The 13,348-nt window shown below is 46.3% G+C and carries 13 protein-coding genes; 7 read left to right on the top strand and 6 right to left on the bottom strand.

Annotated elements, in window-relative coordinates; all coding sequences use genetic code 11:
- Positions 1-2 precede the first annotated feature (2 nt).
- Complete coding sequence (locus tag Q7A_RS03120) at positions 3-1,250, bottom strand: M48 family metallopeptidase (protein WP_014705881.1); 1,248 nt, start codon at positions 1,248-1,250, stop codon at positions 3-5.
- A gap of 109 nt (positions 1,251-1,359) precedes the next feature.
- Here Q7A_RS03120 and orn point away from each other — a divergent pair, with 109 nt between their 5' ends.
- Complete coding sequence (orn, locus tag Q7A_RS03115) at positions 1,360-1,911, top strand: oligoribonuclease (protein WP_014705880.1); 552 nt, start codon at positions 1,360-1,362, stop codon at positions 1,909-1,911.
- A 30-nt stretch (positions 1,912-1,941) separates the two neighbouring features.
- Here orn and Q7A_RS03110 read toward each other — a convergent pair whose 3' ends face one another.
- A complete protein-coding gene (locus tag Q7A_RS03110) occupies positions 1,942-2,826 on the bottom strand; it encodes an IS982 family transposase (protein ID WP_014705879.1) in 885 nt (294 codons plus the stop codon).
- 167 nt (positions 2,827-2,993) lie between these two features.
- Here Q7A_RS03110 and Q7A_RS03105 point away from each other — a divergent pair, with 167 nt between their 5' ends.
- The 6 genes from Q7A_RS03105 (at position 2,994) to Q7A_RS03080 (ending at position 9,147) form a co-directional block, all read left to right on the top strand.
- Entirely contained in the window at positions 2,994-3,146 is a 153-nt protein-coding gene (locus Q7A_RS03105) for a DUF2256 domain-containing protein (protein ID WP_084227435.1), read from the top strand.
- Positions 3,143-4,591, top strand: coding sequence for an exonuclease domain-containing protein (locus Q7A_RS03100; protein WP_014705878.1), 1,449 nt, complete (start codon positions 3,143-3,145; stop codon positions 4,589-4,591). Before Q7A_RS03105 ends, Q7A_RS03100 begins: the two co-directional genes overlap by 4 nt.
- A complete protein-coding gene (locus tag Q7A_RS03095; protein ID WP_014705877.1) occupies positions 4,588-5,001 on the top strand; it encodes a DUF3429 domain-containing protein in 414 nt (137 codons plus the stop codon). Before Q7A_RS03100 ends, Q7A_RS03095 begins: the two co-directional genes overlap by 4 nt.
- A complete protein-coding gene (locus tag Q7A_RS03090) occupies positions 4,994-6,526 on the top strand; it encodes a cryptochrome/photolyase family protein (RefSeq protein ID WP_014705876.1) in 1,533 nt (510 codons plus the stop codon). Before Q7A_RS03095 ends, Q7A_RS03090 begins: the two co-directional genes overlap by 8 nt.
- A 9-nt stretch (positions 6,527-6,535) precedes the next feature.
- Positions 6,536-7,933, top strand: a complete 1,398-nt coding sequence (locus Q7A_RS03085; RefSeq protein ID WP_014705875.1) for a cryptochrome/photolyase family protein — start codon at positions 6,536-6,538, stop codon at positions 7,931-7,933.
- Between the two features lie 176 nt (positions 7,934-8,109).
- Positions 8,110-9,147, top strand: coding sequence for an IS110 family RNA-guided transposase (locus Q7A_RS03080; protein WP_041354287.1), 1,038 nt, complete (start codon positions 8,110-8,112; stop codon positions 9,145-9,147).
- A gap of 493 nt (positions 9,148-9,640) precedes the next feature.
- On the opposite strand, the gene Q7A_RS03075 is transcribed toward Q7A_RS03080, so the two are convergent.
- The 4 genes from Q7A_RS03075 to dapF form a co-directional block, all read right to left on the bottom strand.
- Complete coding sequence (locus Q7A_RS03075; protein WP_014705873.1) at positions 9,641-10,660, bottom strand: sodium:calcium antiporter; 1,020 nt, start codon at positions 10,658-10,660, stop codon at positions 9,641-9,643.
- A gap of 254 nt (positions 10,661-10,914) precedes the next feature.
- A complete protein-coding gene (gene xerC, locus Q7A_RS03070; protein ID WP_014705872.1) occupies positions 10,915-11,823 on the bottom strand; it encodes a tyrosine recombinase XerC in 909 nt (302 codons plus the stop codon).
- Positions 11,813-12,523, bottom strand: coding sequence for a DUF484 family protein (locus Q7A_RS03065; RefSeq protein WP_014705871.1), 711 nt, complete (start codon positions 12,521-12,523; stop codon positions 11,813-11,815). The genes xerC and Q7A_RS03065 overlap by 11 nt, the downstream gene beginning before the upstream one ends.
- Positions 12,499-13,347, bottom strand: a complete 849-nt coding sequence (dapF, locus tag Q7A_RS03060; protein WP_014705870.1) for a diaminopimelate epimerase — start codon at positions 13,345-13,347, stop codon at positions 12,499-12,501. The genes Q7A_RS03065 and dapF overlap by 25 nt, the downstream gene beginning before the upstream one ends.
- Position 13,348 lies beyond the last annotated feature (1 nt).

The raw sequence follows: 13,348 nt of genomic DNA, 5'->3' as shown, positions 1-13,348 counted from the left end.
GATCAGACAACCGCTCGTGTTTGTAATGCAGCAATACGCAAAGATGCGGGCGGATGCGAATCATAGATAGCCGACACCAAAGGGTCCGGTGTTAACGTACTGGCATTTTCTTTATACAAAGCCACCAACGCCGTTATCAAGTCATCGGCATTGGAAACCGATGCCGCATAGGCATCTGCTTCAAATTCATATTTGCGTGACATCGACGTCATCAGTGGATGCAGAAAGAAACTGAAGACCGGAATGACCAGCATAAACAGAATCAGTGCAATCGCGTTGTTTTGTGTGTCCACGCCAAGACCTGTGTAGAACCAGGATTGTGTTGATGCCCAACCAAGCAATGCCAGCCCAATCAAGCTCAGTACGGCCATCATCAGCATATTTTTAATAACATGTTTGCGACGGAAATGTCCCAGTTCATGAGCCAAAACCGCTTCAATCTGATCTTCATTCAACGTATTCAGCAACGTATCAAAAAATACGATGCGTTTGTTATTACCCAAGCCTGTGAAATAGGCATTGCCGTGACCACTGCGGCGTGAACCGTCCATCACATAAATACCCTGACTTTTGAAGCCACAGCGCTGCAATAAATTTTCGACCTTCTGTTTCAGGTTGGCATCATCCAGAGGGGTAAATTTATTAAATAACGGCGCGATAAATGCTGGATAGGCCCACATCATCACCACGGCAAAAACCATCCAGGCGGCCCATAAATACAACCACCAGAAGTCACCTGTACTGTTCATCAACCACAAGGTCACCCAGGCAATCGGTGCTCCGAGAACCAACATCAGCAACATCTGTTTACCAAAGTCACCTAAAAATAAGGCAGGTGTATTACGGTTAAAGCCGAATTTCTCTTCCATTACAAAAGTGCGATACCAGGACAACGGTAATTCCAGCAATGAACCAATTACCAGAAAACTCAGAATCAAAACCACACCAGTTGTCATTGCTGACCATCCCAGACTTTCCCAGGCTCCGGACAATAATGCCAAACCACCGCCCAATGTCCACAAGATTAAGACAATTGCACCAAACCAGCTTTCGCGGCGCATTTGAGCACCTTTAGCCACAGTGTAATCAGCAGCTTTCTGATGTGCAGCCAAACCGATCTGCTCACGAAATGCGGCAGGCACTTCATCGCGATTCGCCAGCACATGGCGACGTTGACGCAATGACAACCAGATCTCAATCCCCGTCATCAGGGCGAGTGCAATTAAAAATATCCAGCTAAATTCGTTCATAATTTTTTAAACCAGTTAGAATCGTATAATGTGTGGTGTACATTAGCCTTTGATACAATCAATGGCAACATAGTTCACTTAAATCTGCAGTAATAAAAAGACGGAGCCCATGGCCAAAAGCAAACATAACCTGATCTGGATTGACCTGGAAATGACCGGTCTCGATACCAATAACGACTATATTATCGAAATTGCCACCATTGTCACTGACAGCGACCTGAATATTTTGGCAGAAGGCCCGATCATTGCTATTCATCAATCTGACGCTATTCTGGCGGGTATGGATGAATGGAATACCAAACAGCATGGTGGTTCTGGGCTGGCTGACCGCGTTCGTAACAGCATTGTTACGGTCGAACAGGCCGAACAGGAAACCCTGGACTTTTTGAAAAAGCACGTCCCTGCTGGCATTTCCCCTATGTGTGGCAATAGTATTTGTCAGGATCGTCGCTTTATGGCGCGGTTGATGCCGGACCTGGAAGCCTATTTCCATTACCGTAATCTTGACGTCAGTAGCTTCAAGGAAATCGCGCGGCGCTGGGCGCCCAAAGTCGAAAAATCCTTCAAGAAAAAATCGTCACATCTGGCGATGGATGATATCAAAGACTCTATTCGCGAACTGCAGCACTATCGTGAGCATATGATTAAAGTGCCAGAGTAAATTTACAATTTATAACAACCTGAGATCTGCTTAAGCAATCACCATAGAATTACGCTCTACGTCAGTTAAATTAAGAGAAGGCTTATCTTTCTTTAAACAATAGGCTACCAATCCAGCAAGTAAATTAAGCATAAAGCCATTCATACTGCGATGCCTCGAGTGCTCTATGAATGAAATATTCTTCAATTGGTCATTGATTGTTTCAATAATAAAACGTTTCGAAAGCATTGCCCTGTCCCATAAAAAGAGGGCTTTTGCTTTCATATTTTTGCGAACGGTGGTGATGAGCGTTACACCCTCTTCGAATAGATCAGCTTCGAGCGCCTTACTCAAATAGCCTTTATCGCCATACAATTTATCCGTTAACCCTTTTGCCATCTCTGCTACTGGGCGAGTGTCATGCACATTTGCGGTGGTGACTTTTGCCGCCACAATTTCCCCCAGATAGTTCACAATTAAATGAAGTTTGAAACCATAGAACCACCCCATCGTCCCTTTCCCGCGTTGCGCTATGCCATCAAACGTTTTGTGCCTTGGTATACGAAAACTGTGGCACACCTTTATACTTGTAGAATCAATGAATTCAATGCCTGTAGGCTTGCCCTTGAGGGATGTGAAGTAAGCGCACATTGGCACAATGACTCTGGGCATAATCGCTAGAAACCGGGTGTAACTCAGCAAATGTGGAAATGCCTTTTTGTGTACAACAGAAACATACCCAAGGTAATAGTTTTTAAAATCACGATAGTGTGACATGTGAAATCCAATCACAATTGTCATGACTTCGCTAGTCGTCAGACGACCATCACGCCGACGTTTTTGAGTGCCATCATCTAACAACTGTTTTTGCCATTGGGGAATAAATACTTTGCAAAAATCATCGACATCGCAGTACAACTCAACTAAATTCTTCACATCTGTTCCTTGTTTTAGATAAATCTTTTTTTGTCGAAAGATCCGATCTAGGAACAGGTATTTAGTTCATTTTTCTTAAACGAGATTCAGGTTATAACAATTTCAATTCACGGTAATTTCACGACAACCGCAGGATGATTATTACACTCAATTAAATTGTTATTGTAATGGCGCATCTCAAACCACACTTACCATCCAAATTTTGTATGGTCTGCAACCGTCCGTTCAGCTGGCGAAAAAAATGGCGTGAGTGTTGGGAGCAGGTGCTTTACTGCTCAGAGCGGTGTCGTCGTCAGCGTAAGCAGGTCAACTACTTATGAAACCCTTATTTGGGTTCCCTGAAAAAATGGTATTACTTGATTGTGAGACCACCGGCGGTAATTCAATTCGTGATCGTCTCACCGAGATTGCTTTGATTGAAATCACTAATGGGGTGGAAACCGATCGCTGGCAAACCTTGATAAATCCGGGGGTCAGCATTCCACCGTGGATTAGCAAACTCACTGGCATTACCGATCCAATGGTGGCAAACCAACCGTCCTTTGCCGACATTGCTGAAGAATTACAGCAACGTCTAGCGGACAAAGTGTTTGTTGCCCATCATGTTCGATTTGATTATGGTTTTATCCGCGAATCGTTTCGGCGTATTGGTATAACCTTTTCTGCCAAAACGCTGTGTTCGGTCAAAATCAGTCGTTTGTTATACCCTGAGCAACGTCGTCATGGTATTGATGCGATTGTTGCCCGGCTCGGCCTGAACATTAATCAACGGCATCGGGCAATGGATGATGCCCAGGTTATTCTTGAGTTATTCCAGCAGACTCAACACGATTTTGATGAATCCACTATCCAGCAAGTGTGTAAGCAATTATCACAACAAACCCGATTGCCCAGTCATCTGGATATTGCTGAAATTAATAAACTGCCAGAACGCCCAGGTGTTTATCAGTTTTTTGATGAACAAGGCGCGCTGTTATATATCGGTAAATCCGTTAATATCAAACAACGTGTGCTCAGTCATTTTGTGCAGAATGGCAAGCTACGCAACACCGAAATGCAACAACAGCTGCAACATATCGATTTTATCGAAACCCCTTCCGATTTTGGTGCCCAGCTACTGGAAAACCAGTTAATCAAAAGTGAAACCCCACGCTATAACCGTCGCCAGACCAAAGCCAGACGACTGTATCAAATCGCTTTAACGGTTGATGATAAGGGGTACCACCGTACCACGATTGAAATGGCCGATTTGCATCAGCCGCCGGATATCAGTCAGCGTTATGGGTTGTTTCGCAGTCAGAAACAAGCAGAAAAAAAACTGCTCGATTTGATTAATGAACATCAGCTGTGTCAGAAACTTTGCGGCCTGGAAAAAACCAAAAACGGCTGTTTTGATCATCAATTAAAAAAATGTCGTGGGGCCTGTTGCGGTGAAGAACCGGTATTACATTACAACCTGAGATTGCAAACAGCGTTATCCGATATTAAAAATCAGGCCTGGCCTTGGTCAGGCCCGATTGTGATTACTGAACTGCCAGCAGATGGTGATTATGATTCAGCGCATTTTCATTTGGTCGATCAATGGCTTTATCTTGGGACCATCAAAAATCAGCATGATGTTTATGAAAAGCTGCAACAGCAATATGCTGACCCCCAGTATTTTGATTTGGATGCGTACAAAATCCAGCTACGATTTTTATTAAAACTCCGCCCTAAACAGTTACTGATTGAAACCTTACGTTTACCTGCAGAGGAGGCTTTATGATCTCCAAAAGTCATAGAATTTTAGGTTATGCCGGACTGCTGCCTTTCTTAGGATTGGCGATTATGAGCTGGCTGGGCTTTTTATATGCTATCTACTGGCTGCTCAGTTATGCTGCATTAATTTTCAGTTTTCTGGGAGGTCTGCTCTGGTATGTCAGCAGCGTTGAAAAGCTGCCCCGACATGTAGTGATTGTCAGTGTTTCCACCATGCTATGGGCCTGGTGTTGGCTATTATCTCCGACTCATTACTGGCTGTGGCTGGCTGCTTTATCATTTATCGGCTTGCACTTATACGAACGGCAGCATCTCGCTGAAATTTATTCTGCCGAATTGATGCAGCTGCGTGGACATCTCTCTTATGGTGCTGCGTTTTTTTTGTGGCTGGCCGCGCTGTCGACATTAAATGTCTGAGCTGCGTTATCTCAATCTTATCCTCGGTGATCAACTTGATGCCGAGAGTCTCTTGTTCGATGACTTTGATTCTCAGCGTGATCGACTGTGGATGGCTGAAGTGTCGGCTGAGTCCACAGAGTATTTATCGAGTAAACAGCGCACGGTTTTATTTTTATCAGCGATGCGGCACTTTGCTGAACAACTCAAAATTAATAGCTATCCTCTGATTTATTGGACGTTAAAAGATAAAAAATCCAGTTTCCCAGAGGCTTTATCTGCCACGTTAAAACACAATTCATTTGAAAAAATCCGCTGTGTATTGCCTGGTGATGTCCGTGTTATAAATGAAATACAACAATGCGCTAAAGGCTCTGATATCGAGATTGAATGGCTGGCCGATCAGCATTTCATCAGTGAAAAAGGAGAATTCAAAGCCTGGTTAGCCAATCGCAAACAACCGCGAATGGAATTCTGGTATCGCCAACTGCGTAAAAACCGGCAAATCCTGATGGAAAATGATCAGCCGATTGGCGGTCAATGGAATTTTGATAAGGACAACCGCAAAAGCTTTGGCAAAAAAGGCCCATCCAAATTGCCTGCTCCTTTATTGTTTGAAGCGGATGACATCACCAGACAAGTCACAGCGGATGTTGAAAAATTTCTGCCCAATCTCTACGGTAATATTAAAAGCTTTAACTGGCCAGTCACTCGTCAGCAGGCATTAGAAGCATTAAAAGATTTCATTAAACACCGGTTGAAACATTTCGGCGATTATCAGGATGCGATGTGGACTGATGAACCATGGCTTTATCATTCACGCTTATCGACCTGCCTGAATCTCAAACTACTCTCCCCTGCAGAAGTTATTGCAGCGGCTGAAACAACCTATGCCAAAAATGAAGCACCATTAAATGCTGTGGAAGGTTTTATCCGGCAAATCCTCGGCTGGCGGGAATATGTACGGGGACTTTACTGGAGCTATCGCGATGACTGGCTGCAGATGAATGCACTCAATGCCCGGCGTAATCTGCCAACGCTTTATTGGGATGCCGAAAGCGAAATGGCCTGTCTGCATCACAGTGTCAAACAGGTGTTAGATCATGGATACGGGCATCATATTCAACGGCTGATGGTGACGGGCTTGTTTGCGTTGTTATGGGGCGTCAAACCAAAGGCTATTCATGAATGGTATCTGGGGATGTATGTTGATGCGGTTGCCTGGGTGGAAATTCCTAATACCTTGGGTATGAGCCAATATGCCGATGGCGGCATCGTCGGCTCCAAACCATATATTGCCAGCGGTGCTTATATTGATCGCATGTCCAATTATTGTCAGTCTTGTCCATTTAATCCCAAGCAAGCCAGTGGAGAGAATGCCTGTCCATTTACCACGCTGTACTGGCATTTTGTCGACCAGCATCAGGATTTGCTGAGTAAAAACCCTCGCCTCGGTATGCAGGTCAAAAACTGGCACAACAAATCTCAAGAAGAACAACAGGCCATCAGCCAGCGTGCTGAGTTCCTGTTTAGAAATTTACCGTAAGGAAACAGTATGAAAGCAACGCAACTGGTCTGGTTACGTAATGATTTACGCCTAGATGATCATCCGGCATTGGCACTCGCAGCCGAACAAGGTCCCATTCAGGTAGTATTCTGCGCCACGCCTGAACAATGGCAACAACATGATGAGTCCCCGGCAAAATTAGGTCTTCGCGCAGCGGTATTACAGGATATCGCTGATCGACTTGCCCAGCTTGGCATACCGTTTCATTTACTCGAAGTCGATTTTTTTACCGATGTGCCCGATGAATTATTGAAATTTTGCCAGCAGCAAAATATCAGTGAACTCTGGTTTCAGGCCGAAACGCCGCTGGATGAACAACGCCGTGATCAGGCGGTAAATAATGTCTTAAGCAAAGCCAATATAAATGTACATTTGCTCGCCGAAGATTTACTGGTCGCCTTACCAGTAAAAACCCAGCAGGATGAGCCTTTTAAAGTATTTACGCCCTATTACCGTCGCTGGCTGCAAATCCTCGAAGATATTCAGCAAGCCCCGTATGCTGAGCCGAAACCACAGGGCAAAGCCTTAAAAACTGACTTATTGAAATGCGATTGGGCCGGTGAGTTTCGTGATGACTTATGGCCCGGCAACGAACAAAAAGCCTTGGAACGCGTTTCAGCTTTTTGTGAAATCAAACTCGATGATTACAAAAGCCAACGCGATTTTCCGAGCAAACCGGCCACCAGCACCCTGTCACCGTATCTGGCCAACGGTCAGTTAGGTCCGAGAAGATTACTGGCTACCATTCAGTTTTATTGCGGTGAGGCCAACCGTGACTGGCGTCATGATGACTGGCTTCGCGAACTCGCCTGGCGGGATTTTTATAAACAATTATTGCTGTATTTTCCACGCCTCAGCATGGGTAAAGCATTCAAACCGGAAACCGAAAAAGTTATCTGGCGCGAAGATGAAGCCGGATTCAAAGCATGGTGCGAAGGTAAAACCGGCTTTCCAATTGTTGATGCTGCTATGCGCCAACTTAATCAAACTGGCTGGATGCATAATCGTCTCAGAATGATCACCGCCAGCTTTCTCAGTAAACTACTGCTGCTCGACTGGCGACGGGGTGAACAGTATTTTATGCAGACTTTAATTGACGGTGAATTCGCCGCCAACAATGGTGGCTGGCAATGGAGCGCTTCAACTGGCGTTGATGCAGCCCCCTACTTTCGAATATTTAACCCAACACTACAATCCGAACGTTACGATCCACAAGGATTATTTATCAAACGCTTTGTCCCGGAATTAAAGGACGTTCCGATCAAACAAATCCATAACCCACCAGCAGATTTACGCGAACAATGCGGCTACCCGCAACCTGTAGTGGATTACAAACAAGCCAGAAAGGATGCCATCGCAGCGTTTAAGGATTTGCCGAAAGATTAATTTTCAATTGAATCCGAAGCTTTTGGTAACGGAACTCCAAAGGTTTAATCCGCAGATTACGCAGATGGACGCAGATTTTTTGGATTAACCACAGAGATGTATGGACTCCCTCCCCCTAGGGGGGATAACGTAATAAGCGAGTTAGCAGCTTGCTTTTACACATAAGGAGTCCATACATGATTGAGTCTAATGTAATCGCGATAGACCTCGCAAAAAATGTTTTTCAGGTGTGCAAGTTGTCCTCCAGAGGACAGGTCATTTGGAATAAGCAAGTTAACCGCTCAAAGCTGATAGCGCTATTAGTCAACGAACCTGTCTCGCTAGTAGCGATGGAGTCCTGCGGTGGAACCCATTACTGGGCACGTTTCGCCAAGACATGCGGGCACAGCATTAAAGCGATGTCTGCACGACGGGTAAAAGCGTTTTTGCAAGGCCATAAAACAGATGCCAATGATGCGATAGCGATTGGCCTGGCCGCCTTGCAACCGGCAGTCAAATCGAGCCGAACCATCACACTGGAAGAGCAATGTCAGCAAGGTATCACGATGATGCGCGACTTGGCGGTTCGGCAAAAAGTTGCCCTGGCCAAGCAATTGCGCGATCAGTTACTGGAGCTAGGCCATCCGATCAATAAAGGCGATGCCGCGTTGCTACGACGTGTGCCTGAAATAGTAGAAGACGCCGAAAATGGATTGCCGGATTTTTACCGTGAAGCGCTTTACCACCAATACCAGCAACTGAGAGCGTTTTTCGCCCATGTTGATGCCTTAGAGAAACGTTTCAAAGAAGCGGTCAGGCAAGATCCGGTGTGCCGTCGTTTAAGCGCTTTAGAAGGCGTCGGTCCGGTTGGCGCCATGCTGTTGAAACTGGCACTGAGCCAGCCGGGGCATTTTAACAATGCCCGACAGGCGGCCGCCTGCGTGGGGGTCACCCCAGTACAGCACAGCTCTGGAGGAAAGGAAAAGCTCGGCTCTATTAGCAAGTTGGCGGGTGATAAAAAGCTGCGTAGTGTCCTATTTGAAGGGGCATTAGCGGTTATCCGAAGCTTGGACAAGCGAGAAGCAAAAACCATCAAAGAGCAATGGTTAAAGCAATTAATCCACCGCCGAGGTAAGAAGGTCACGGCGATAGCCTTGGCTAACAAGACCGTCAGAACGGCTTATGCCATGCTGAAAAAGAATACCGACTACCAGCCAGCTTTGCTGGCTGGATAGAAAGTCCAGGATATGTTGGTCAATTAAGGCGTTAGTGAACGGGTAAGACCGACCTTCAAGAGACTGTTTTGTGTCAAGGCAATACATGCCGCCACAGAGATGAGTCATGAAGGGGCGAATACATGATAGGGCCGAGTTCGCTACTCAATCAGAGCCCGTATATAAGCTCGCATCTATTCTCGTTTAATCGCGTAACTTAATTGACAACATTGAGGGAGTCCATATAAGACACGGAGAGCACAGAGATTAATAAACAATTTAGATCGAGTTAACACAGCGTAACCGGACATATGAAGATGTGATTGTTATGCTTCGTTAATTAAGCGCCAACCCACAAAAGTTTTTTTGAATTCACCAATCATGATGGTTTATGCAGCGAGGTTAAATCAAAGTTACTTTCCATTAATCTGCGCCCATCGGCGAAATCTGCGGATAAATATCTATACAAACCTCTGTGCTCTCCGTGCCTCTGTGGTTAATACATTGGAATGTCTCAGCCATTTAAAACAATGATGCCCAAGGCGATCACATAAACAGAGAGAATTAAGGCACTTTCGAAACCAATTCGACCAATACCATATGTCTCGCGCCGCACCATGCCCAGCAACAGAATGGCAGTCATCAGAATACTGACCAACCCCCATGTCATCTGGACGGGTGACATATCGTGATAGATGGAATTATGCGGATAACCAGCATCGGCCGCGGCTACCACGAGAATATTAAAACAGTTGGTGCCGAAGATATTACTTACTGCCAGGGTCAGCGCGCCATAGCGTATCGCGGCAATAGTGGTCACCAATTCGGGAGTGGAAGTCGCCAGGGCAGTAAACAGGCCACCCACCAGGGTGTCAGAAAGGCCAGTGTGATCGGCAATACCTTTGGCTGATTCCATTACCATCCAACCCGCGATGCAGGTCACCAAAGCCAAAGCAATAAACCCAAGCCATGTTGCCGCCAAGCTACCATGATGTTGTTTTTCAGGTTTATCCGGAACTGTCTGCCGGGTTGATCGGGGAAACCACATGGGTATTGACTGCGTCTGGTGAACCAAGTGCAAACCAAACAGATAGGCGACGACGATCACCGGTGTAACCGGATGCACACCCCAGAAGGAAACCGAAGGTGTGACGATCGCCAGTAACGGCAGGGTTAGTAAAACAATCAACAAGCCTGCCAACATCAAGTTCACAGGGGAAGCAGCCGCATGCTCCAGATTGGCTTTGCGATACACTATGTCCGCAATGCCAAGAAACACCAGATTCACCGCCATGCTACCCATAACATTGCTCATGGCCAGATCGGGCCGTGAATCCATCGCGGCGCTTAAGGTCGCGGCAAAGTCCGGTAGCGAAGTCACCCCCGCCAGCAGCAATACTCCGAACATGGCTTCGCCCATACCAGTACGATCAGCCAGTTCATCGGCCAGCCTTGCCAGCCGGCTGCCAGCGAGCACAATGGACAGTGCAGCTATGCCAAAGACTATCAGATGAAATGTTAGGGATGAGAACATTTGAACCGTTAACCGCTATAAATCACATGTCATTTTCACAACCGTTTTCATATTGGAAAGGAGGGCTATTTATCTTTCATAGCCGTCGTTGTTGTGACGACTGGGGTTCAATGCTCAGTACCAAAATTGAAAAATAACGGCGCTATCCTTCTTTAACGCTACAACTACGTTTTGCCTTCAGTTTATGGCTTTACTTGCTAGTACCAGCCAAACTTCCCACTCCACTTTACATAATCTACTGGCAAATCAGAACATTAAGAACGCTTTTTGGCCCGGGGATGCGCTGCATCATAAACCTTTGCCAGATGCTGAAAATCCAGATGGGTATACACCTGTGTGGTACTGATATCGGAATGTCCAAGTAGCTCTTGCACGGCTCTCAAGTCACTGCTGGATTCAAGCATATGTGAAGCAAACGCATGACGCAATCGATGAGGATGCACATGCTCTGAGATACCGTGTTTTTTTCCCCAGAAAGCCAAACGTTGCTGAATGGATCTTACGCCAAGTCGTTTGCCCTGCTGGCTAGTGAATAAAGCCTGTTGTTGATACAGGCCGTTCTGATCACGTTTATCGAACCAGACTTTTAACGCATCAATCGCGGTGCGGCCAATCGGCAAAACCCGCCCTTTATTACCTTTACCGGCGATGATATGTACCAGTTGCTGGCCGAAATCGACGTCGCGTAAATCTAAAGCTGCCAGCTCTGCCAGCCGCAGGCCGGAGGAATAGAATAATTCCATAATCGCTCTATCCCGACAGGCGACAAAAGTGTCAGCCGGCGTGTTGTCGAGTAGCGAATTCATTTGATCGACATCGAGAGTTTTCGGTAAACGTTTTTCGGCTTTGGGTGCCTGCACCGACTGCGCCGGATTATGATCCACCAGACCTTCTTTCAACAGATAGTGATAAAAGCTGCGAACGGCTGACAGTAAACGCTGAATACTACGGGCACCTAAACCTTTTCGATGCAAACGGGCGATAAATAAACGGATATCCGCCGGTTTAAGTTGTTGCCAGTCGTTAAAGGATTGCTGATGACAGTAATCGACTAACTGCTGACAATCGCGCTGATAATTGAGTACGGTGTGCGGCGAAACCCGGCGCTGTTGCTCGAGATATTGCAGAAAATCCTGCAAGGATGTTTGCAGTTCAGCTGTCATTCTGTCCGTGGCAGAAACGGCGCAGCAGGCGCATAAATACTTCGCCAAGAAAGCTTAAATATTCAGTGCCCATATCGGCATGAAATCGGTTGGGGTCACTACTGGCAATGGCCAGTAAGCCGGCACAAGGCTCATGCCCTAATGGTAAGCAGGCCACCGAATGCACGTTATCGGCTTTTTCACCGAACAGTAATTGTTTCTGCGCTTTGGTCAGTCGACCACAAACCGGTTGTTGCTTGTCCAGAATATGATCAAACGCTTTGAGTTGGCTGTCATCAGCATGTATTTCGACAATGTTGCCTTCGACAGGCGGTAATGTCGGTTTTTGATCACCGCTGTAAAACAGTCTTAACGACACTTCGTCAGCCGAAAATTCTTGCTGTAATTGTTGCATCAACGTTGCCAGCAGGCTTTGCATATCCTGACAATCCATCAGCCGCAGACAGAGTTGATGGACGCGCTGCTGCAATGCAGCATTGCTATGCGCATTATCGATTAAGGCATGCAGCTGTTCATGCAGATGCTGATTTTTCTGGCGTAATTGCTGACGTTGGCGCTGTGCCAGCGAGATGGTGCCTTCAGGTGTGTTTTCGAATTCCAGTTCGGACAATAAATCCGGCTGATCGATTAAAAAATCTGTGTGCTGACGTAAAAATTCACTGACCTGCTCAGCGCTTACAGATTGTTGAGGGTTGCCCACGCAATTTCTCCATCAAATACATGTTGTGCCGGTCCGGTCATCCATACGGAAGAATTTTCATCCGGCCAGCTGATTTCTAATGTGCCGCCCGGCAGTAAAACACTGACCTGACGTCCAAGTATCCCGCGACGAATTCCACTGACTACTGCCGCACAGGCCCCGGTACCACAAGCCGTTGTCTCAGCAGAGCCGCGTTCATATACCCGCAATTTAATATGCTCGTGATCTACCAGCTGCATAAAACCGACATTGACCCGTTCCGGAAACTGCTGATGATTTTCAATTTTAGGTCCCAATTCGCCCACTGGCGCGGTCGTCACATCATCGACCAATAAAACCGCATGGGGATTCCCCATGGATAATGCAGCAATTTCCACCTGACGTCCTGGTTCGACCGCCAGCATATAGGTATTACTCTGCTCAGCCACGTTAAATGGGACTTGTTCTGGCGAGAAGCGGGGTTTGCCCATATCAACACAGACCTGACCATCAGCCTGCAAGATGGGATAAATCACCCCGGAAGCCGTTTCAACGGCAATGGAATCCTTTGTAGTAAGGCCATTATCACGTACATATCTGGCAAAACAACGTGCGCCATTACCGCACTGAGATACTTCGCCGCCATCAGCGTTAAAAATCCGATAACGAAAATCGACATCTTTCAGATCACTGTTTTCCACCAGCAATAACTGATCACAGCCGATACCAATATGTCGGTCCGCCATAAAACGAATTTGCTCAGTGGTCAGCTGCACAGACTGATTGATGGCATCAATCACCACAAAATCATTACCAAGACCATGCATTTTGCTGAATTTCAACATA

This window comes from Methylophaga nitratireducenticrescens, from assembly GCF_000260985.4.
Taxonomy (GTDB): domain Bacteria; phylum Pseudomonadota; class Gammaproteobacteria; order Nitrosococcales; family Methylophagaceae; genus Methylophaga; species Methylophaga nitratireducenticrescens.
The sequence above is the reverse complement of the archived record's forward strand: the minus strand, read 5'-3'. Positions and strand labels throughout refer to the sequence as shown.